The sequence below is a fragment of the Mycobacterium heckeshornense genome (assembly GCF_016592155.1).
GTDB lineage: Bacteria > Actinomycetota > Actinomycetes > Mycobacteriales > Mycobacteriaceae > Mycobacterium > Mycobacterium heckeshornense.
In genome coordinates this window covers 1,206,915-1,226,778 of sequence record NZ_AP024237.1, presented here as the reverse complement: position 1 = coordinate 1,226,778, position 19,864 = coordinate 1,206,915, and the positions used below count along the sequence as shown (strand labels likewise).

Sequence of the window (19,864 nt, the reverse complement as noted above, 5' to 3'; positions counted from 1 at the left end):
CCGAGCTGTGCTTGGCGGGAAGGACTGAAGATGTCAGAAACACTCGAGCCCATGGTTACTGAACTGGATCAACGGCATTTGGCCGAGCAACTGTTGGCACAAGCAAAAGAGCGCGGGGTCGATCTGATCGGCCCGGATGGGCTGCTTAACCAGCTCACCAAGAACGTGCTGGAAGCGGCGCTAGACGCCGAGATGACCGAGCACCTGGGCTATGACAAGCATGACCCGGCCGGTCCCGGCAGCGGTAACTCCCGCAACGGCACCCGAGTCAAGACGGTGTTCACCGAGATCGGGCCGGTCGAAATCGAGGTGCCCCGCGACACCAACAGCAGCTTTGACCCGCAGATCGTCAAGAAACGACAGCGTCGCCTGACCGGGATCGATGAGATCGTGTTGTCGTTGACCGCCAAGGGGTTAACGACCGGGGAGATCGCCGCGCACTTCGCCGACATTTACGGGGCCACGGTCAGCAAGGACACCATTTCCCGCATCACCGACAAGGTGATCGCTGAGATGACCGAGTAGTGCAACCGGCCGCTGGAGCCGGTGTATCCGGTGGTATTTATCGACGCCATCTTCGTCAAGATCCGCGACGGCCAAGTGGCCAACCGGCCTATCTATGTGGCCGTGGGGGTGAGCTGCGCCGGCGAGCGCGACATCCTGGGGTTGTGGGCAGGTGATGGCGGCGAGGGATATGGAACGAGCACAGGTTCGTTTCCCCGGATTGGCGCTGCTGCCTGAGGTTTTCCGGTCTACGGGCGTGTCGCTGATGTTCCAGGTGTAAGCCCGCGAGTTAAGGTACTGCCTTGAAACCCTAGGTGCGAGGAAGGTACGCGGTGGGAGACGGGCGGCTGCGGGTGATCACCGGCGAGGTCGCGGCGGTCGTGGAGACGCGAGATCCGCAGCGGTTTCAGGCCGAATGCGTGGAGGCGTTCGTGGCGTCGTGGACCGCGCGCGGGTTCGCCGAATCGACGATCACCAACGACGTCGGTGTGTTGGAGCGGATGCTGGTGGCGCTGGGGCGCCCGGCGTGGGAGGTGACCGCTGAGGACGTCGACCGGGTGGTGGGCGAGCTCGCCAGTTCGGGTCGGGCGGTGTCGACGCGACGCAATTATCTGCAGGTGTTCAAGGGCTTTCACCGGTTCCTTGAGGTCCGCAAGGCCGCGGAGATCGAGGCGGCGTTCGGGGTCCGGCTGGCCTGTCCATTGGACGAGTTCAACGCCGCCCGCCATGTCAGCGACGACTCGCCGAGCACGGAGGCGCCGCCGACGGCGGAGCGGGTGGGCGCGTTCTTCGAGTTCCTGAAGGGTCGGATTGCGACTGCCCGCAAGTATGCGCCGGCCGCGCGGGATTATGCGCTGTTCCGCACGCTGTATCACGCCGGGCTGCGGTCGGAAGAAGTGGTGATGCTCGACTGCTCGGATGTGCATTTTGGGCGCGGCACGTTCGGCAAGCTGCATGTGCGGTTCGGTAAGGGCGCCAAGGGCTCCGGGCCGCGGCCGCGTTGGGTGCCGATGTTAGACGGGCTGGATCTGGTGTTGCGCTGGTATCTCGACGATGTGCGCGGCCGGTTCCCGGACAGTCCGGTGTTGCTGTGTGATGAGTCCGGCGGCCCAATGGCCGCGGCCACCATCCGCAACCGGTTGCGGCATTTGATGAGAGTGGAAGGCCGGCCTGAAGGTGAGTGGTTCAGCCCGCATGGGATGCGCCGTGCCTGTGCGACCCACAACTATGAGCGAGGCGTGGATCTCGTTGCCATTCAACAGCTTTTAGGACACTGGACGGTCGCGTCGACCATGCGGTATGTGCGCCCGTCGGAGACCTTCATCGAAGACGCCTATCAGCGTGCGATCTCGGCGACGCTGAGCGAACTGACCGGGCAGGAGTGAGTATGCAGATCAGGTGGAAACTTCGGATGGCCGCCGCCCAGCGGGAGGTGTGGACCGGCGCCCAACTGCAACGGCTGCTGGCGGAGAAGGCTGGATTGGAGCTGTCTTCGGCGTCGGTGTCGGCGTTGTTCACCAAACAGCCCAGTCAGATCAAGCTGTCCACCTTGATCGCGTTGTGCACCGCACTGGAATGCTCGCCCAATGACCTGTTTGACATCGATACCACCCCTGTCACACAACAGATTTCACCGAAGCCGGCCAAGGTCGCGGTCAACGACGCGCCAGCGTCGCGGCGGGGCCGGTCGATGCCGCCGATCTAGCATGACCCGCCGGGTCCGGGACTGCCGGTGCTGTGGTCGCGCGGTCGGCAAACCAGAGCGTGACCTTTGTGCTCGTTGCCACTGGGCGCGGTGTCACGCACCGATCAAACACCGCTGCCCGCGCTGCGGTGTGTTGCGGGTTCTGGGGCCGGACACCGGATGCTGCGCGCGCTGTTCGCGCACCTGCCGGATCTGCAATGCGCCAGTGCTGTTCGTCGACCGCGACCTCTGCGGGCAGTGCGCTCGGCGGCAACGCTTGGACGCCAACCGAGCCGAGTGTCCACGCTGCGGAAAACGCCGGATCCTGCGACCCACCACCGGCTGGTGTGGCTCCTGCTCACATCCGGGCCGGCCACCGAATCCGGATGCGGCCTGTGTCGACTGCGGACGGGTCACTCGACTGACCGGGGCGGGACGGTGCCAAAGATGTTGGGCCCGCTCGCCGCATCGAATCCCAGTCCGAGCGGCTAATCTTGCGGCGACACTCGAGAATCCACCCGACTGGCTCGGCGACTTCGCCGCCTATCTCATCGGACGCCACCATCCCGACCGCGCCTGCGCCATGCTGACCCGGCTCGGCACACGATTGGCCGACAACCACCCGGTGCATCCGCAGGCCCTGCTGGAATCCGTGGCCACTGACGTTCCGCTCGCGCGGGCCTGGAGGACTTCCTCACCGCCCGTCAACTGGCGTTACCGACCGATCGCGAGGAACGCCGCGCCGCCACCCGCCGCCAATCCCGTATCGACGCGGTGCCCCCACCCCTGCGCCAGGCGGTGGCCGGGTTTGCCGAGCACCTGGTCGCCAGCCGCGATCGTGCCCGCCGCACCGGCACCCACCCGCGCGGGCATCCCACGCTCGAGGCCCGGCTTGGGGCCGTGCGTGACTTCGCTCAGTTCTTGTCCATGGCGCGCGGCAAAACTGACTGGGCCACCATTGAGGTCGGCGACATCGAAGCCTTCCTGCACGCTCATCCCAGCCGGCGTGCCTTCTACCTGACCGGGCTGCGCCAGTTCTGCCGCTACGGTCTGCGCCGCCGGCTAATGCTCATCAACCCCACGAAAGGCTTGACTGCGCCGCAGACCATGGCATTCCGCGGCCCGACGCTGCCTGTCGACCGGCAACGCGAACTGTTCCAGCGGTGGAGCACAGACCCCGAGGTGCACCCGCACGAGGCGTTCGTCGGGCTGGCCGCCCTGCTGCACGGCGCCACCACACAAGAACTGCAGCACCTCACCGATGCGGACATCGACAACAACCGCCGCCGGATCCGGCTGGGTCGCCGACCACAACCCACCCCATTGGACCCGTGGACCTGGACCGCACTGCATCGCTGCCTCGACCACCGGAAGGTGCTGGGCGGCAACAATTCCCACCTGTTGGTCACCATGCAGACCAAAGCCACCCGGGCGCCGGCCTCCGACGGCTACATCAAGAACACCCTGCGCGCGGTCGGCATCCAGCCCCGGATCCTGCGCTCGACACGGCTGGTAGACCTCGTCGGCACGGTCGACGCGAAACTCGTCGCCGCTGCCTACGGCATGCACCACGAAGCTGTCGTCGCCTACCTCGCAGACCACGTTGACACCGCCCGTCTGCCGAACTCGTGATACTTCAGGCGCCACCTCGCACACCTTCGCGCGAACCCGTGCGCTTTCGCCAAGTTCTGGCTGGCGGTGCTGACCGAGATCAAAAACCGCGGGGTCGCTGACGTGTGCATGGTGGTCTGCGACGGCCTGAAAGGGCTCTCGGAAGCGGTCGGTGCGGTGTGGGATCGCGCGGTCATCCAGACGTGCGTAATTCACTTGCTGCGCAACACCTTCCGCTATGCCTCGCGCAAGTACTGGGACCAGATCGCCAAGGACATCCGCCCGGTCTACACCGCACCCACCGAGGCCGCGGCCAAGGAACGCTTCGTGGAATTCACCGCCAAGTGGGGCGCCCAGTATCCGGCGATCATCCGACTATGGGAGAACGCCTGGAGCCAGTTCGTGCCGTTCTTGGACTACGACGTGGAGATCCGCCGGGTCATCTGCAGCACGAACACCATCGAGGCAATCAACGCGCGCTATCGGCGCGCGATCCGTGCCCGCGGGCATTTCCCCACCGAACAAGCCGCCCTCAAATGCCTATATCTTGTGACCCGTTCGCCCGATCCGAGCGGGCGCGGTAAGGCACGATGGGCAATCAGCTGCAAGCCAGCGCTGAACGCGTTTGCGATCACCTTCAACGGCCGGATCACCCCGACCGGTAACTAACCGATGCCAAGGTCAGATCCGCCGTTTATCGGACAGTCCCATGCGGTCGATCGGTCATGACCTGATTCCCGAGGTTGGACCGCTTGCCCAATTCCACGGTTGGGGTGCTGACCCCTATGGCGGGATGATGCCGGAGTTGTCCACCGCCGCGGGGACCAGTCCGGATGGTGTGGCGCGGGCGGGTGTGCTGAGTCACGCGGACTATCCTCGGGCGGTCATCGGACCGGGCGGTGACGCGGTGTTGAGAATGTCGGGGTACAACTTGGCGGTGGTCGCCGCAGTTATAGCCGATTTGCCGGAGGGTGGTAAGCAGTTGGTGATGGCGCCAACCCCGTTAAAGCCATATCCCCACCCGGGAGGATGATGATTCGAATCGCGGCAGGAATTGTGGGGATGGTGGTATGCATGTCGATTTCCGGTTGCGGGGCGGCTGATTCTGGGCCGCACGGCAATCCGGGGCCGCAGCGGGTGGCTGAGCTGGAGAACGGGCTGCGGTCCAAACCATCATTTGAGACCGCCAAAGCCGAGTACGCATCAGCCATGAATCAAATGGCAGGCAAGATCGCCGCGCTGGTACCCGGAATGACATGGGTCGTTAAAGAGAACAGCTGGGGTGGCTGCGGTGGCGAATATGTTTGGACGCGGGCAGTGCGCGTCTATTACTACATCGTGTTCGATCGTGCGATCCCCGACGACGTCTGGCCGAAGGCGGTGCAGATCGTCAAGGACGGGGCTGCGCGGTTCGGTGCCACGTCTGTCAACGTTTTCGTAGATCAGCCAAGGAACAAGGACCTCGCCATCTCTGGATCCGGGACCGAGTTCGAGTTTGGGACTGCCGTGCAGACCATCTTTTCGGTGACATCGGACTGCCGGATGCGGGAGACCGACACACCAACACCGACGTCGAAGTCCGGCAGTCAGCCTCATCCGTGACCGACCATTATCGCCGTGGGTGAGACCGCCAGAACCACTGAGCCCGAGCGACCGTCCTCGCAATCCGCATGTCGTAAGGGAAGTTACGGCCGTCGCTGGCTTGCAATACTGAACTGGACCTTGGCGCTGCTGACACTGCCAGCGGCATTGCTGGTGATGGCGATCGGCTTCGCGGGTGCGATGTCGACCGACCGTTGCACCTACGAATACTGTGCGCACCAAGGCCCCCAGTGCCAATCTTCGACATGTTGTTTTACGGCGCTCCGGTTGTTGCAGTGCTAACAATCGTGGTGTCGCGCCGGACCGCAAAGCGCGGCTAGGGCATCCTGATTCCCTTAGCCACCTATGTCGTCTTCGCCAGCGATGTTGTCGTCCTTTACCCGACATTCCGGCCGTAACACCTGACACAGGCACGAATTGCCCTGGTATCGTGCGCTCAACGACGCGCGCCTGGTTACCGCGCCGACCCGATGAACGTCAACACCAGCTCGGCCACGGTTTCGGGCTGATCGAGTTGCAGGAAGTGCCCAGCGTGGTCGACGATCGCCACATCGCTGCCATCGGGCAGGACCTGTGCGGCCCAGTGCGCGAAATCCGCCGTGGCGCAACCGTCGTCTCGGCCATGCAGGTACAAGCTGGGCAATACCGGCGCGGCAGTCCAGTACCGGTGCAGTGCGGCGTAGCGTGCCGGCGGACGGGCATTACGGATGGTGGCCCGGTACGGTCCCAGTGCGGCCCGCCAGCTCTCCGGGGTGCCGATCGCGGCGTCGACGTGGCGCAGATCCTCCTCGGCGTCATAAGTCGGCGACCATTGCCGCCACAGCCGGGGCACCACCCACGACGCCGAACGCTCTGGTAGCCAAGGCAATTGGAAGTAGAGAATGTACCAGCTGCGGGTTATCTGACGCGGGAGCTTGGCGAGCAGCCGACCAACGTCGGGCACTCGACTCAGGGGACGAAACGCCGCCGCCGGCGGCACCGACATGATCACTGCCTTGGCAAACGGGCTGTCTGGCATGGCGGCCAGACCCGTCGCCGCGATCGCACCCCAATCGTGGCCAATCACCACGTCGCGCGTGGTACCGCCAACAGCTGAGCGCACCTGGAGCGCATCGTCCATCAGCGCCCCGACGTGGTAGCTGCCGTCGGTGGGAATCGACGATGGAGCGTAGCCTCGCATGAACGGGGCGACCACCCGCCAACCCGCCTCGGCCAGGCGGGGTGCGAGCTTGCGCCACCCATAAGCGGTGTCCGGAAACCCGTGCAGACACAAGGCGATCGGGCCGTCGACTGGTCCCCAGGTGAGGGCTTTCAGCTCGACTTCGGGAGCCTGCACGTTGATCCAGCCTGGTTCGGTCATCGCCTGATCCCTCTCACACCGGGTCAAATCCGCAGATCAGCCATCGGTCGCCGATCTTATCCAGGGTCACCCGGACACTGGAGGTTGCGTTGTTCGGCCGTGACGTGCCGATCGTGACGGTCTGATCGACGAACACCAGGACTACCGCGTGGTTTTCGGTCGCCGACACCGAAGCGGCTGCGGGAACAGTGGCCGACGCCGCGACATGCTTTTCTTTCGCATTGGGAACCAACACTTCCCGAGTTACTTGCAGGTACGTGTCACGGAATCCGCCAGTCAACCGATCCTCCGCGGCATGCACCTGCTGATCGATCCTGTCAGGTGTAAACGACAGCAAGGCCGTCGCCGAATCCTTCGCCGCCTGAACCGATTCGGCACGCGCGAGGTCTATGTTCCGGTCAGCGGAGTCATGCCACTTCAATAGAGCCGCCGCGATGCCAAGCAGCAAGGCCAGACTGGGAAGGAGACCATAGACCAGCAGGCGCCACAAGTCGATATGGCGCCCGGATACTGGCGCCCCGTCCATTGCGCCAGTGCGGTTTTCGGCCTTGCCGGAATGCGGTGCGGTCATGACAGGAATGCGACGTTGGAGACCTTGCCCCCGTCGCCCATCTTGATCACGGTGATACGCATGCGAAAAGCCTGGCGTTCCTGTTCAGCCCCGCCGGAATTCACGGTCTTCACGGTAACTGCCACCAGCACCTGTCCCTCGTCGCGCGTCTGCGATTCCACTCCAGCCTCGGTCACCGTACCGGCCGACTTTGACTGGGAACGTTTGACAGTGTCAACGAACGAGCGCGATCGATGAGAAAATTTGTCGTAAAAGGATCCGGTCGCAGATCCCAAAATGCGTTGCACGTCGGCGTCGACATGCTGATAGTCGAAGGTGGTGAGGTTGACCGCACTCTGCCGCGCCACTTCGAGGAACACATTGCGCTGCACCTCGGCGGTATGGGACTCGTAGGCGCGGAACCCAAGCCATCCCACCAGGGCGCCCAAGACCACCACGACGGTCACCCCGGCGACCAATGCCCACCGCTCGGCCGGGGTTGCCCAGCCCGAAGGCGGGCCTTGGCCGGCGAAGGCTGCCGCGCCGACACCGTCCGGTTTATCGTCCGTGGTCGACCCGCTCAATTCCGCGTCTTGCGCGTCGTCTGCCATGTTCGCTCCTGTGCGGCCGCTTCCAAACCGATCCGCCGGCACACAGCTGCCGGTACGGTCCAACGTACGTCCAAGCAGCCGGTCCGGACCCCGCGACGCCGACCCGAGGCGGCGACGTCGGGGCCGACGTCGTGCTCTTTGCCGGTTGCGGCAGGGCATGCCGCGTTACCGTCTTCTCATGGCGACTTCGGTCCCCACGCCGACGGAGGGCATCGCGAACGCCGGCGGCGACGTGCCTCCCGCCCGCCGCTGGGCCAAAACGGATGCGACCCAAGGGCGCATCCTCGACGCCGCGACCGATGTCTTCGCGACCAAGGGTTTCACCGCGGCCACGATGGCCGATGTGGTGGCCGCGTCGGGCGCCAGCATCGGCAGCATCTACCACCACTTCGGCGGAAAGAAAGAACTGTTTCTGGCCATCTTCGAGCAGATGGCCCAGACCGTCGACAGCCATATCGAGGCGGCGTTGCACCAAGCCGACGAGCGGGTCGACCGACGGCGCACATTTGAGCTACACGTCCGGGCGTACCTGGAGGCGATGTGGGAGAACCGCCGTGCCGCCAGGGTGCTGGTCTCCGACGACACACCGGCCGGGTTTGAGACCGCGCGGCGCAAACGCATGACCGCCGCCTTCGGCAGCTGGATGTCGGTGCTGGAGTTGGACGACTCGCTGCGGGCTCAGCTGCTGCGACGAATCCTGGTGGCGGCGATGGCGGAGTCGTCGCTGATGGCGGCCGAGTGCGAGGACCGCGGCGAGGTGACCGCGATCATCGAGGCGACGGTCGAGTGGATCGACCGGCTGATCGGGTGATCAAACCTGGCCCACGGCTTCTTCAAGATCGGCTATGACGATCTTACGCATGCCCCGCATCGCCTTGGTCGCCGCTACGGCGCGAGCCGGCTCCGGATCGGTGAGCAGCTCGAAGAGCCGCTCAGGAACGATCTGCCAGCTCAGCCCATAGCGGTCCTTGCACCAGCCGCATTGCGATTCCTGGCCGCCGTCGGTCAGCCGGCTCCAGTAATAGTCGACCTCGTCTTGGTCCGTGCAGCTGACCAGAAACGACACGGCTCCGGTGAACGGGAACCGCGGGCCGCCGTTGACCGCGAAAAACGGGTGCCGTCGAGCACAAACGTGCCGGAGACCACCTCACCAGGCTCGCCGGGGCCCGCTTCGGTGAAGCGATTGAGCGCCTCGATCCGCGAGTTGGGGAAGACCGAGGTGTAGAACTCGGCGGCTTCCTCCAGGTTGTCGTCGAACCATAGGGCCGGAGTGATCGCGGGCATGGGCCCTCCTCAGCCGTCGTCATCTTCCGTTAGGTATCGACTTGAGTAGGTATCGACTTGAGGCCGGGAAATCATCGCGGCATTGGCATTGACGTATATTAGAACTAGATTCTAGTATGCTGCCTCAACCGTCGTTCACCCAGGGACTCCCATGACCGCCGCTGGATGCCACGAGACACCGGTCAAGCTGTGGGCCAACTCGGCCGACTCGCACTTCATCGAGCCCGCCGACCTGTGGCGGTCCCGGCTGCCCAAACGCCTGGCCGAGCTGGTACCGCGAATACAAAAAGACGCCGACGGGCGCTGGGAGACGATCTACGTCGACGGCCAGGTCTTTCGGCGCCGGCTGCCCAGCCCCGCGCAACAAGAGTTCATCGCGGCGATGGTGTCAGCCGCGGGTTCGCACGACGTCAGCAAACGGCTGGCCGACCTCGACAACGAAGGCATCTGGTCCGAGTTGGTGTTCCCGTCGCTGGGGATGTGGTCGAGTTCGTTTCGGACGCCAGAGCTGCTGCGTGAGGCAATGCGAGCCTCCAACGACTGGGCGAAAGAGACGTTGATGGACTACTCGCCGCGGCTCATCCCCACCGCCCAGGTGTCGACATTGGACATCGACGACGCCGTGGGAGAACTCAAGCGCTGCGGCGCAATGGGATTCAAAGCAGTGTTCCTGCCTGTCGCTCCCCACCCGGCGCAGCGGGATTACCACCACGAGGCGTGGGAGCCGTTGTGGGCTACGGCCGAAGACTTGGGCATGGTCATCGCCTTCCACATCGGGACCGAGCCCATCGACTTCGCCCACGGCGGCTCGATCGGGGTGACCTACCATGGCCCCGGCGGGGCGGTGCTCAATTACACCGAGACGTCGTTCGGCGGGCAGCGGGCGGTGATGAAACTGGTGGCGTGCGGCGCACTCGACCGCCACCCGAACCTCCACGTGCTGGTGTCCGAAGGCGGGGCAACGTGGGTGCCGTTCATCGCCGACCGTATGGAGGAGGGCTATCGCCAGCACGCAATGGTAGTGCGGCCCAAGCTATCCCGCAGCCCGCGGGAGATCATTTATGCGCAGGTGTACGCGTCGTTTCAGCACGACGCCTTGGCGATCGCCGCGGTGACGGCGATGGGCTTCAACAACGTGCTGTGGGGCAGCGACTATCCCCATATCGAAGGCACATTCGGCCATACCCAATCGACTCTGCATCAACTTTTCGACGGCGTCGACCACGCCACCCGTGATCGCGTCCTATTCGGTGCTTTCAACGAGTTGTTCCCCGATGCGCCGCTGCCACCGGCGCCCGGTGCTGTGCTCAACGCCGACCACTGCTAAGACCAGGATCTGTTGCCGGTAACGTCAGGCGTAAGTCAGTGGAAGGACGCTTGTGAGCACGGTGAACAGCACACCTCAGACCGTCACGTTTTCCGGCGCCGGCGGGATCACGCTGGTCGCCGACGAGTGGAACCGCGGCTCGGCCGCGTCGGCGGATCTGCCCACGGTTTTGATGCTGCATGGCGGCGGCCAGAACCGGTTCTCCTGGAAGAACACCGGCCAGATCCTTGCCGACAAGGGGTTTCACGTCGTGGCGCTTGACAGCCGCGGCCACGGCGACAGCGACCGCGCGCCCGGCGCCGACTACGCCGTCGAAACCTTGACCGCCGACGTGATGCATGTCATAGACGCCATTGGCCGGCCAGTCATTGTGATCGGAGCCAGCATGGGCGGATTGACCGGCATCCTGGCCGCGCACCGGGCCGGCCCGGAAAAAGTGACCCGACTGGTGCTGGTCGACGTGGTGCCGCGATTCGAAAAGCGCGGCAGCGCGCGCATCCGCGATTTCATGTTCAACCACCTCCACGGCTTCGAGACCCTCGAGCAGGCCGCTGACGCCGTCGCCGCCTATCTGCCCCACCGCAAAAGGCCACGCAGCCCCGAGGGGTTGAAGAAGAATCTGCGTCTGCGCGACGGGCGCTGGTATTGGCATTGGGATCCGGCGTTTATGACCAAACCCGGCGATGACCCGCAGCTGCGCACCGAGAAGTTCGAGCAGGCCGCCGCCGACTTGAAGATCCCAGTCTTGTTGATCCGCGGCAAGCTTTCCGATGTGGTCAGCCCCGAGGGTGTCCAGCATTTCCTGGCCACGGTGCCCCATGCGGAATTCGTCGAACTGTCCGACGCCGGGCACACCGCGGCCGGCGACGATAACGACGCCTTCAGCGACGTCGTGGTCGAGTTCGTCGCGTCCCGACGAAACCGTTACTGAGCCGGCTTTTCGGCGTGCCCGCCGAACTGCTTCCGCATCGCCGAGAGCGCCTTGTTGGCGAAGTCATCGAGGTCGCGTGAGGCGAAGCGGGACTGCAGCGCGGTAGTGAGCACCGGCGAGGGGACACCCTCGTCGATCGCTGCGATAGAGGTCCAGCGACCCTCACCGGAGTCGGAAACGCGCCCGGAGAACTCGCTGAGCTCGGGCGACTCGTGCAGCGCGATCGCGGTCAGGTCTAACAGCCAGGAGCCGATCACGCTTCCGCGACGCCAGAGCTCGGCGACCTCGGGGATGTCGAAGTTGTACGTATAGAATTCGGGATTTGGCAGCGGCGCGGTCTCCGCGTCACCCTTGCCCTTTTGGATGCGGGTGCCGATGTCGGCGTTGCGCAGGATGTTCAGACCCTCGGCAAGCGACGCCATCATCCCGTACTCGATGCCGTTGTGCACCATCTTGACGAAGTGCCCTGCGCCTGTCGGTCCGCAGTGCAGGTAGCCCTTTTCGGACTGTGCGACGTCACCTTCCCGACCCGGAGTGCGCGGGGCTGCGTCCACCCCGGGTGCGACGGTGGCGAAGATCGGCTCGGCGTGCGCGACGGCATCCGCATCCCCGCCGATCATCAAACAGTAACCGCGCTCTCGCCCCCACACGCCACCACTGGTGCCACAGTCGAGCAGCCGGATTCCCCGTTCGGACAGAATTTTTGAGTGTCGGATGTCGTCGCGGTAGTACGAGTTGCCGCCGTCGATCACAATGTCGCCGGCCTCCAACGTCTCGGCCAGCTGCTCGATCACTCCGGTCGTGATGTCGCCGGCGGGCACCATCACCCACACCACTCGGGGCGCGGCGAGTTTGTTTGCCAAATCGGCCAACGACGACACACCGATGGTGTTGTCTTCACCAGCCATCGCCTTGACGGCCTCGGGATTGTGGTCGTAGACCACGCATTCATGCCCGTCTTTGACCAGTCGACGGACGATGTTGGCGCCCATCCGGCCCAGGCCGATCATCCCCAGCTGCATCCCGTCCTCCTTACCGTTGTGCGTGCTTGTCCCCCGGCATCCACGGCTCTGACCAGCTGTGATGCCCGCGCAGCAGCGACTGTGCCGCCTCGGGCCCCCAGGAGCCGGGCTCGTACTGGTGCACCTCGCCGGGGGCATCAAGCAGTGGCTGCACGATCCGCCACGTCTCTTCGATGCTGTCCTCACGGGCAAACAACTGGTGATCGCCGATCAACCCGGCGTGCAGCAGACGCTCATAGGGCCGCAGCGGTTCACCAAGGTCCTCAGCGAACGACGAATCCAGATGCACTGGCCGCCAGGTGTTTTCGTCTTGGGCGGCCAACTGTAGGCGCATGCCCGGTTCCGGGTCGATACGTAGCACAATCTGGTTGGGTTCGGCCTTTCTGCGGTTCGGCAAGAAGGCCAATGCGGGAACCCGGCGCAAAAATAACCGAACCTCGGTCACCTTCTCCGGCAACGCCTTTCCGGCGCGCAGGAAGATCGGCACCCCCGCCCAACGCCAGTTGTCGATCTCCAATCGCAGCGCGACGAAGGTCTCGGTTGTCGAGTCGCCGGCCACACCGGCCACATCGCGGTAGCCGCGGTATTGGCCTCGGACGCAGTGGGCCGGGTCCAGCGCGGGCATCGCGCGGAACACCTCGACCCTTTTGTCGTTGAGGTCGTCGGCGCTCGGACCCACCGGTGGCTCCATCGCCACTAGCGCCAAAACCTGCAACAGGTGGTTTTGCACGACGTCACGCAGGGCGCCCACCGCGTCGTAGAACTTGCCGCGCTCCTCGACCCCGAAGTCTTCGGCCATGGTGAGGTGAATTTCGGAAATGCTGTGACGGTCCCACAGCTCGGCCAGGGCCTGGTTGGCGAACCGCAGGTATTCCAGCTCGACCACGGGCTGCTTGCCCAGGAAATGGTCCACGCGAAGAATCTGCTTCTCGTCGAGCACCGCGTGCATCCGGGCGTTGAGCTCTTGCGCGGAGGCCAGGTCGTGCCCGAAAGGCTTTTCGACTGCGACGCGTGAACGTTCCAGCAGCCCGGCCTGACCCAGGTTCTCGACGATCGGCGCGAACAGCACCGGCGGCATCTCAAGGTAGTACAGCGGATGACGACCTGAGCTGATCCGTTCGGCCAGCTTGGCGTACAGCCGACTGTCGGTGACATCGCCCGACAGGTAGGACAGCCGCTCCGCCAGCCGGTTGAACACCGCCTCGTCGAAGCTCTCGCCGCTTTCCTTGATCGCGTCCCGGGCGCGGTTGACCAACTGCTCGACGGTGATGTCGTCGCTGGCGATGCCGATTACCGGGCACTCCAGCAACTTACGGCGCTCTAGCCGGTAGAGCGCTCGAAACGTCATCTTGCGGGCGAGGTCCCCGGTAATTCCGAAGATCACCAGCAAATCGGCGGGACGTCCGTTACCTTCGGCCAAACCGGTACCTCCGTAGCACGTAACCCGACCAACCCATCACACCGCCGACTCGCTTCCCCGGCGCCGGCCACGCTCAACCCTAGGCACCCGGATGGAACCCCGACAACGGCGTCACCGTGTCGTGGGATACGGGCAGGCCACAGGCACCGTGCAGCGGCGCTGCCAACATGATGGCCGGTTCCCGCCTCGGCCAAACACGCCACCATCGTGTGCTTGGGTTCGCGTCGCAGCGCCTATCGGGAAAGATTCGGGACATGGGTGCTGCCCCTGTGGTCGCTGTCTACGTCGCTGCTGGTATCGCCGTGGTCGAAGCGGTCGCGCTGGCCGCGGTGTCGGTGCTGCTGGTACGCAGCCGCCGGGAGGCGGAGGAGTTGCGGCAGCGAGCCGACACCCGCAGCTGGCTGTTATCCGGAGGTCGGGAGGCGGTCAAAACGGTGTGGCAGACCGCGAACCTGGTTCGCCAGCAGGGGCTGGGCGCCGCGGCCCGCAGCGCCATCGAGGACCTCGCCGATTGGGCCGAGGTGGAGCGGCCTGATCTGGCCAGGGTCACGCCCGACGGTCGGGTGGTGATTTTGTTCTCCGATATCGAGGAGTCCACCGCGCTCAACGAGCGCATCGGCGACCGCGCCTGGGTCAAACTGATCGACGAGCACGACAAGCTCGTCCGCAAGTTGGTCAAAAACCGAGGTGGACATGTGGTCAAAAGCCAAGGCGACGGTTTCATGATCGCCTTCTCCCAGGCCGAGCAAGCGGTGCGGTGCGCCATCGACATTCAGCACGCACTGCAAATCGGTGCAAAACGCAGGCGGCGAAACGGCTTTCGGGTGCGGATCGGTATCCACATGGGACGGTCTGTCCGCCGGGGTGACGACCTGTTCGGCCGCAACGTCGCGATGGCCGCGCGTGTCGCCGGCGAGGCCGCCGGCGGTGAGATCCTGGTGAGTCAACCGGTGCGCGACGCCATCGGCAACTGCGACGACATCAGCGTCGACGAAGGCCGCGACGCCGAATTGAAGGGCTTCAGCGGCGCCCAGCGCCTCTATGCAGTGACACCCGCTGTTTAGTTCCCGGTGCCGGATTCGGCCAGCCGCTGATGCAACCGTGCCCGAACCTCGTCGGGCGTGTACGAGTTGCGCCGCCGCTGGTCTCGCACGACGAGCGCTCCGCCCGCGGCCACACCGACCAGACCGGCCAACCCCAGCAACTTCCACAGGTTGCGCATATCCATAGTTTGCCTACCGTGCAGTTGTGGACACCAGCACCGTGACCCTGGACCGCGCGCTCGAGGAGACGCGAACCGGCGACATTTGGCTGTTTCGTGGTCATTCCGCGCCGGACCGCGCCATCCAGACCCTGTCAAACAGCCCCGTCAACCACGTCGCCATGACCGTGGCAATCGAGGACCTGCCGCCGCTGGTTTGGCACGCCGAGCTTGGCGACAAGCTGACCGACGTGTGGACCGGAACCAACCACCGCGGAGTGCAGCTCAACGATGCGCGCCAAGCTATCGAGCGGTGGATGCACCGATATGGGCAGCGGTGCTGGCTGCGTCAGCTGACCCCATACGCCAACCGCGAACAGGAAGACCGGCTGCTGCGCATAATCGCTCGGATGGACGGCACCCCTTTTCCCAGCACCGCACGGCTCACCGGCCGGTGGTTGCGCGGCCGAATTCCCACCGTCTACGACTGGGTACGAGGAATACCGTTGGTAGACAGAAAGGTTCGCGAATCGACACAGCGGCGGAAAGCTCGCCGCCGTGAAGTCGGCCTCGAAAGCGCCTACTGCGCCGAGACCGTCGCACTTACCTACGAGGAAATGGGATTGCTGTCGACGGAGAAATACTACAACTGGTTCGATCCCGGCTCGTTTTGGAGCGGTGACCGACTCCCGCTGTCATCCGGGTATCGGCTGGGCGCTGAAATCGCTGTCACTGCAACGTAGTTTCCAGCCCCAACGCCCGAATCTGATTGCGACCACGCGGACCAACGGGTCGGGTCCGGCCGTGGCGTCGGGTGTTCCACATTCGGGATCCGCAGCTACACGTTGAACTTGAACTCCACGACGTCGCCGTCGGCCATAACGTAGTCTTTCCCTTCTATTCGCACCTTGCCGGCGGCTCTGGCGGCGGCCATCGACCCGGCGGCGACGAGGTCGTCGTAGGAGACGATCTCGGCTTTGATAAAGCCCCTTTCGAAATCGGAGTGGATCACTCCGGCCGCTTTCGGCGCGGTATCGCCCTGATGAATGGTCCACGCGCGGGCTTCTTTTGGGCCCGCGGTGAGAAACGTCTGCAGCTTGAGGGTGTGAAAACCGGCGTGCGCCAATGCCTCGAGCCCACGCTCGGTCTGCCCGATCGACTCCAGCAACTCGGCGGCGGACTCGTCGTCGAGCTCGGCGAGCTCGGCCTCGATCTTGGCGTCCAGGAAAACCGCGTCGGCGGGTGCGACGAGCTCGCGCAGTTCGGCGATGCGCTCGGCGTTGGTCAGCACCGCTTCGTCGGCGTTGAACACATACAGGAATGGTTTGGTGGTCAGCAGGTTCAGCTCGCGCAACGGGGAGGCGTCGACACCCGCGGCGAACAACGTCGTCCCGCCGTCGAGCACCTGCTGGGCGGCCAGCGCCGCTTCGTAAATCGGTTTGCGTTCCTTATTGCTGCGGGCTTCTTTGTCCAGCCTCGGCACGGCGCGCTCCAGGGTTTGCAGGTCGGCCAGGATCAGCTCGGTGTCGACGACCTCGATATCTGATTTAGGGTCGACCTGCCCAGCCACATGCGCGACGTCGTCGTCGGAGAACACGCGTACCACTTGACAGATCGCATCGCATTCGCGGATGTTGGCCAGGAACTTGTTGCCCAGACCCGCTCCCTGGGATGCGCCTTTGACCAACCCGGCGATGTCGATGAACGTCACTGTCGCCGGCACAATCCGCTCCGAGTGGAAAATCACGGCCAACTTGGCCAACCGTGGGTCGGGCAGCGGCACGACGCCCTCGTTCGGTTCGATCGTGGCGAAGGGGTAGTTGGCGGCCACCACGTTGTTTTTGGTCAATGCGTTGAACAGCGTCGACTTGCCGACGTTGGGCAAACCGACGATTCCCAGACTCAGGCCCACAGAAACCCCAGTCTATGGCCCGGCGACCGCCGCGGGCCGAGCCATGGCACGCCCGCGCCCTTCACTAGCTCTTTACAGCCCTTCGGGCCGATAGCCGGTACGGTCAGACCTGTGTCAGCACAGCGGGCAGGCTCGGGGGTAGCGGCGGATCGCCGCTCGATCCACCCCAACATCCCCGGCGTGCCGTGGTGGGCAGCCGTTGTTATCGCGATGACAGCCACGGCCGTCGGGTTCGCGTACGACGCCGGATCGGGCAACAAAGAGCTGACGATCGTATTCGCCGCGCTGTATGTCGTCGGCTGCGTGGCCGCGGTGCTGGCGGTGCGCCAGTCAGGGGTCTTTACGGCGGTCATCCAGCCCCCGCTGATCTTGTTCTGCGCCGTGCCCGGGGCCTACTGGCTGTTCCACGGCGCCAAGATCACCGGCGCCAAGGACATCCTGATCAACTGCGGCTATCCGCTGATCGAACGCTTCCCGCTGATGCTGTTCACCTCAGCGGCGGTGCTGCTGATTGGCATGGTTCGCTGGTATGCGGGAACGGCGGCGCGTGCCAAACCCCCATCCGACGACGCCACCGGCAAAAGACGTGGCTGGCTGGCGGCGAAATTCGTCTCGCTGTGGCAGCGCGATACGGACGGTACCGCAAAGACCGGGACCTCCCGCCGGGTCCACGCGGTGGCTCGGACCAAATCCGCCACGCCGACCGGTGGCGGTCGGCCCGCCAAACGCCCGGCCCCGACCCGCTCCCGTCATGCCCGGCCACCGCTGGACGAGCAACCCGAGTCGGCCGTCGAGCGCACCCGGCGCCGCCGGCCACATCCGCCCCGCGATCCCGACTTGCGCGGCCAACCGCCGCGAGAGAACCGTCGCGATCCGCACACACGCACCGGCCGGCCCGCTTCCCGGAGCAGCCGCTTCGACCCGTACGAGCCGATGGACCCCTATGCACCGCCGTCGCGGCGCCGCGCGGTGTCGAATGCCGCCAACGGCGCCGCCGCGACGCATCACCCCATTTCCCGGGTCCGCTATCGGGGTGCGGCGCGCAGCGAGCAGGCCGACGCCGATCGGCGAACCCGCTCACGCGGGCCGTACCAGTCGTCGGCTGAATCCTGGGAATACGACATCTGAGGCTGCGCCGATCGTCAAGACCGGGCCGGGCGGATCTCCCGCGGCAGGGCGAACACCAGTGTCTCGTTGGCGGTGGTCACCGGCTGCACCACGTCGTAGCCATACTGGGCCAGCCGCTCCAGCACACCGCGCACCAGCACCTCGGGCACTGAGGCGCCCGAGGTGACCCCGACCGTGGTGGCGTCGTCCAGCCAGGCCGGGTCGATGTCGTCGGCGCAATCCACCAGGTGTGCGGCCGGTGAGCCAGCCCCCAGCGCCACCTCGACCAACCGCATCGAGTTCGACGAGTTGGCCGAGCCCACCACGATCACCAGCTGACACTGCGGCGCCATCGCCTTGACCGCGACCTGACGGTTCTGGGTCGCGTAGCAGATGTCGTCGCTGGGCGGGTCCTGGAGCTTGGGGAACCGCCGCCGCAGTCGCTCGACGATGTCCATGGTCTCGTCGACCGACAAGGTCGTCTGCGAAAGCCAGATCACCTTGTTCTCGTCGCGCACCGTGACCCGGTCCACGGCCGCGGGCCCGTCGACCAGCTGCACGTGGTCGGGGGCTTCGCCGGCGGTTCCGATAACCTCTTCATGACCCTCATGGCCGATGAGCAGGATGTCGTAGTCGTCGCGGGCGAAGCGCTTGGCCTCGTTGTGCACCTTGGTGACCAGCGGACAGGTGGCATCAATGACCTGTAGGTTGCGCGCGGCAGCAGACTCGTGAACCGTCGGCGCGACACCGTGGGCGGAGAACACCACGATGGCCCCCTCGGGCACCTCGTCGGTTTCGTCGACGAACACCGCGCCAGCCTTGGCCAGTGTCTCCACCACATGCCGGTTGTGCACGATCTCGTGCCGGACGTAGACCGGCGGGCCGTGCTTTTCCAGGGCACGCTCGACCGTCTCGACGGCACGGTCCACCCCGGCGCAATACCCCCGCGGCTCGGCCAACAGCACCCGTTTGCCGGTCGAACTGTCGGCTACCGAAGCAGCGGCGCCGGGGATCCCCATATTGACGGTCGGCGGCATGGCAGCCAGCGTACTTTCTGCCGGTCCAGCACCGCCAGGTCGCGTCGCCGGCTTGGAGTTGACCCGCCGCTTAGGGCAGTCTTGGACTCATGGCTACTGCACCATATGGGGTTCGGCTGCTGGTGGGTGCGGCCACCGTCGCCGTCGAGGAAACCAGGAAGTTGCCGCGGACCATCCTGATGTATCCGATGACGCTGGCCAGCCAGGCGGCGCATATCGTGATGCGGTTTCAGCAGAGCCTGGCTGAGCTAGCCATCAAGGGGGACGCCACACTCGAGACGCTGTTTCCGCCGAAAGAGGAGCAGCCGGAGTGGGCGACATTCGACGAAGACCTCGCCAAGGCGACCGACGAGGCGCCAACCCCTGGCGCAGCCGACAATGAGCGCCGCGCCGAGGGACGCTTTGCGTTGTACTCGGTGTCGAACGCAGCCGACGACACCAAGGGCGGTACCGCCCCCGAGTCGCCGACCACGCCGACACCGGCCAAGAAGAAGCCGGCGACCAACCCCGAGGTGCCGGTGCCGCCCGTGGCCGCCGAGCTTGACTACGAGTCACTGACGCTGGCCCAGCTGCGAGCCAGGTTGCCGTCGCTGGATGTGGACGAACTCGAGGCGTTGCTGGCCTACGAGGAAGCCACCAAGGCGCGTGCGCCGTTTCAGACGTTGCTCGCCAACAGGATCACCCGCGCGACCGCCAAGTGA

Annotated in this window: 20 protein-coding genes and 3 pseudogenes; 14 read left to right on the top strand and 9 right to left on the bottom strand. The window is 65.1% G+C overall.

The features are described from left to right. Nucleotides 1–51: 51 nt before the first annotated feature. The 7 genes and pseudogenes from MHEC_RS05990 to MHEC_RS05960 form a co-directional block, all read left to right on the top strand. Nucleotides 52–693: pseudogene (locus tag MHEC_RS05990) on the top strand (IS256 family transposase); the annotation flags it as partial. 143 nt (nt 694–836) lie between these two features. Then, entirely contained in the window at nt 837–1,889 is a 1,053-nt protein-coding gene (locus MHEC_RS05985) for a tyrosine-type recombinase/integrase (protein WP_048893879.1), read from the top strand. Between the two features lie 2 nt (nt 1,890–1,891). After that, complete coding sequence (locus MHEC_RS05980; RefSeq protein WP_048893880.1) at nt 1,892–2,209, top strand: helix-turn-helix domain-containing protein; 318 nt, start codon at nt 1,892–1,894, stop codon at nt 2,207–2,209. 753 nt (nt 2,210–2,962) lie between these two features. Then, complete coding sequence (locus tag MHEC_RS24015) at nt 2,963–3,820, top strand: site-specific integrase (protein WP_236591472.1); 858 nt, start codon at nt 2,963–2,965, stop codon at nt 3,818–3,820. A gap of 9 nt (nt 3,821–3,829) precedes the next feature. After that, nucleotides 3,830–4,468, top strand: a pseudogene (locus tag MHEC_RS05970) (IS256 family transposase); the annotation flags it as partial. Between the two features lie 40 nt (nt 4,469–4,508). Beyond that, nucleotides 4,509–4,832, top strand: coding sequence for a hypothetical protein (locus tag MHEC_RS05965; protein ID WP_048892586.1), 324 nt, complete (start codon nt 4,509–4,511; stop codon nt 4,830–4,832). Beyond that, nucleotides 4,829–5,401 (top strand): LppA family lipoprotein, encoded by a 573-nt coding sequence (locus MHEC_RS05960; protein WP_082169963.1) that lies wholly within the window; start codon nt 4,829–4,831, stop codon nt 5,399–5,401. Before MHEC_RS05965 ends, MHEC_RS05960 begins: the two co-directional genes overlap by 4 nt. A gap of 454 nt (nt 5,402–5,855) precedes the next feature. Here the strand turns inward: MHEC_RS05960 and MHEC_RS05955 are convergent, their stop codons facing one another. The 3 genes from MHEC_RS05955 to MHEC_RS05945 are packed head-to-tail and all read right to left on the bottom strand — an operon-like array spanning nt 5,856 to nt 7,922. After that, the gene (locus MHEC_RS05955) at nt 5,856–6,761 is read right to left on the bottom strand and encodes an alpha/beta fold hydrolase (protein WP_048892585.1); all 906 of its coding nucleotides are present in this window, start codon (nt 6,759–6,761) and stop codon (nt 5,856–5,858) included. Nucleotides 6,762–6,774: 13 nt separating this feature from the next. Beyond that, the gene (locus tag MHEC_RS05950; protein WP_048892584.1) at nt 6,775–7,332 is read right to left on the bottom strand and encodes a hypothetical protein; all 558 of its coding nucleotides are present in this window, start codon (nt 7,330–7,332) and stop codon (nt 6,775–6,777) included. Further along, nucleotides 7,329–7,922, bottom strand: coding sequence for a hypothetical protein (locus MHEC_RS05945; RefSeq protein ID WP_048892583.1), 594 nt, complete (start codon nt 7,920–7,922; stop codon nt 7,329–7,331). Before MHEC_RS05945 ends, MHEC_RS05950 begins: the two co-directional genes overlap by 4 nt. 178 nt (nt 7,923–8,100) lie before the next feature. Between MHEC_RS05945 and MHEC_RS05940 the strand changes: the two genes are divergently transcribed. Continuing rightward, a complete protein-coding gene (locus tag MHEC_RS05940) occupies nt 8,101–8,733 on the top strand; it encodes a TetR/AcrR family transcriptional regulator (RefSeq protein WP_235434906.1) in 633 nt (210 codons plus the stop codon). On the opposite strand, the pseudogene MHEC_RS05935 reads toward MHEC_RS05940, so the two are convergent. Beyond that, a pseudogene (locus tag MHEC_RS05935) lies at nt 8,734–9,206 on the bottom strand (VOC family protein). It abuts the gene before it with no gap. Nucleotides 9,207–9,357: 151 nt separating this feature from the next. On the opposite strand from MHEC_RS05935, the gene MHEC_RS05930 reads away from it, so the two are divergent. Together MHEC_RS05930 and MHEC_RS05925 are read left to right on the top strand one after the other, a co-directional pair. Beyond that, nucleotides 9,358–10,533 (top strand): amidohydrolase family protein, encoded by a 1,176-nt coding sequence (locus MHEC_RS05930; RefSeq protein WP_071700222.1) that lies wholly within the window; start codon nt 9,358–9,360, stop codon nt 10,531–10,533. 52 nt (nt 10,534–10,585) lie between these two features. After that, complete coding sequence (locus tag MHEC_RS05925) at nt 10,586–11,464, top strand: alpha/beta fold hydrolase (protein WP_048892581.1); 879 nt, start codon at nt 10,586–10,588, stop codon at nt 11,462–11,464. Here the strand turns inward: MHEC_RS05925 and gnd are convergent. Both gnd and MHEC_RS05915 read right to left on the bottom strand, forming a co-directional pair. Next, entirely contained in the window at nt 11,458–12,486 is a 1,029-nt protein-coding gene (gene gnd / locus MHEC_RS05920; RefSeq protein WP_048892580.1) for a phosphogluconate dehydrogenase (NAD(+)-dependent, decarboxylating), read from the bottom strand. The two genes, MHEC_RS05925 and gnd, sit on opposite strands and share 7 nt — an antisense overlap. Before the next feature lie 10 nt (nt 12,487–12,496). Then, entirely contained in the window at nt 12,497–13,906 is a 1,410-nt protein-coding gene (locus MHEC_RS05915; protein WP_048892579.1) for a glucose-6-phosphate dehydrogenase, read from the bottom strand. A gap of 254 nt (nt 13,907–14,160) precedes the next feature. Between MHEC_RS05915 and MHEC_RS05910 the strand changes: the two genes are divergently transcribed. Further along, nucleotides 14,161–14,970 (top strand): adenylate/guanylate cyclase domain-containing protein, encoded by an 810-nt coding sequence (locus tag MHEC_RS05910; protein ID WP_048892596.1) that lies wholly within the window; start codon nt 14,161–14,163, stop codon nt 14,968–14,970. On the opposite strand, the gene MHEC_RS05905 is transcribed toward MHEC_RS05910, so the two are convergent. After that, nucleotides 14,967–15,134, bottom strand: a complete 168-nt coding sequence (locus MHEC_RS05905; protein ID WP_203805119.1) for a hypothetical protein — start codon at nt 15,132–15,134, stop codon at nt 14,967–14,969. The two genes, MHEC_RS05910 and MHEC_RS05905, sit on opposite strands and share 4 nt — an antisense overlap. Nucleotides 15,135–15,169: 35 nt before the next feature. Between MHEC_RS05905 and MHEC_RS05900 the strand changes: the two genes are divergently transcribed. Continuing rightward, the gene (locus tag MHEC_RS05900) at nt 15,170–15,850 is read left to right on the top strand and encodes a guanylate cyclase (protein WP_372507336.1); all 681 of its coding nucleotides are present in this window, start codon (nt 15,170–15,172) and stop codon (nt 15,848–15,850) included. 95 nt (nt 15,851–15,945) lie between these two features. On the opposite strand, the gene ychF is transcribed toward MHEC_RS05900, so the two are convergent. Then, the gene (gene ychF / locus MHEC_RS05895) at nt 15,946–17,019 is read right to left on the bottom strand and encodes a redox-regulated ATPase YchF (RefSeq protein WP_048892577.1); all 1,074 of its coding nucleotides are present in this window, start codon (nt 17,017–17,019) and stop codon (nt 15,946–15,948) included. 111 nt (nt 17,020–17,130) lie between these two features. On the opposite strand from ychF, the gene MHEC_RS05890 reads away from it, so the two are divergent. After that, nucleotides 17,131–18,147 (top strand): DUF6542 domain-containing protein, encoded by a 1,017-nt coding sequence (locus tag MHEC_RS05890; RefSeq protein ID WP_071700223.1) that lies wholly within the window; start codon nt 17,131–17,133, stop codon nt 18,145–18,147. Nucleotides 18,148–18,161: 14 nt separating this feature from the next. Here MHEC_RS05890 and MHEC_RS05885 read toward each other — a convergent pair whose 3' ends face one another. Then, complete coding sequence (locus MHEC_RS05885) at nt 18,162–19,163, bottom strand: 4-hydroxy-3-methylbut-2-enyl diphosphate reductase (RefSeq protein ID WP_048892575.1); 1,002 nt, start codon at nt 19,161–19,163, stop codon at nt 18,162–18,164. 89 nt (nt 19,164–19,252) lie between these two features. Here MHEC_RS05885 and MHEC_RS05880 point away from each other — a divergent pair, with 89 nt between their 5' ends. Continuing rightward, nucleotides 19,253–19,864, top strand: a complete 612-nt coding sequence (locus MHEC_RS05880) for a lipid droplet-associated protein (RefSeq protein ID WP_048892574.1) — start codon at nt 19,253–19,255, stop codon at nt 19,862–19,864.

What these genes read in the sequence shown, in the direction of transcription:
- MHEC_RS05980 (WP_048893880.1), top strand. Translation starts at nt 1,892, where the DNA reads ATGCAGATCAGGTGGAAACTTCGGATGGCCGCCGCCCAGCGGGAGGTG.
- MHEC_RS05965 (WP_048892586.1), top strand. Translation starts at nt 4,509, where the DNA reads ATGCGGTCGATCGGTCATGACCTGATTCCCGAGGTTGGACCGCTTGCC.
- MHEC_RS05960 (WP_082169963.1), top strand. Translation starts at nt 4,829, where the DNA reads ATGATGATTCGAATCGCGGCAGGAATTGTGGGGATGGTGGTATGCATG.
- MHEC_RS05955 (WP_048892585.1), bottom strand. Translation starts at nt 6,761, where the DNA reads ATGACCGAACCAGGCTGGATCAACGTGCAGGCTCCCGAAGTCGAGCTG.
- MHEC_RS05950 (WP_048892584.1), bottom strand. Translation starts at nt 7,332, where the DNA reads ATGACCGCACCGCATTCCGGCAAGGCCGAAAACCGCACTGGCGCAATG.
- MHEC_RS05945 (WP_048892583.1), bottom strand. Translation starts at nt 7,922, where the DNA reads ATGGCAGACGACGCGCAAGACGCGGAATTGAGCGGGTCGACCACGGAC.
- MHEC_RS05940 (WP_235434906.1), top strand. Translation starts at nt 8,101, where the DNA reads ATGGCGACTTCGGTCCCCACGCCGACGGAGGGCATCGCGAACGCCGGC.
- MHEC_RS05930 (WP_071700222.1), top strand. Translation starts at nt 9,358, where the DNA reads ATGACCGCCGCTGGATGCCACGAGACACCGGTCAAGCTGTGGGCCAAC.
- gnd (WP_048892580.1), bottom strand. Translation starts at nt 12,486, where the DNA reads ATGCAGCTGGGGATGATCGGCCTGGGCCGGATGGGCGCCAACATCGTC.
- MHEC_RS05910 (WP_048892596.1), top strand. Translation starts at nt 14,161, where the DNA reads ATGGGTGCTGCCCCTGTGGTCGCTGTCTACGTCGCTGCTGGTATCGCC.
- MHEC_RS05905 (WP_203805119.1), bottom strand. Translation starts at nt 15,134, where the DNA reads ATGGATATGCGCAACCTGTGGAAGTTGCTGGGGTTGGCCGGTCTGGTC.
- MHEC_RS05885 (WP_048892575.1), bottom strand. Translation starts at nt 19,163, where the DNA reads ATGCCGCCGACCGTCAATATGGGGATCCCCGGCGCCGCTGCTTCGGTA.
- MHEC_RS05880 (WP_048892574.1), top strand. Translation starts at nt 19,253, where the DNA reads ATGGCTACTGCACCATATGGGGTTCGGCTGCTGGTGGGTGCGGCCACC.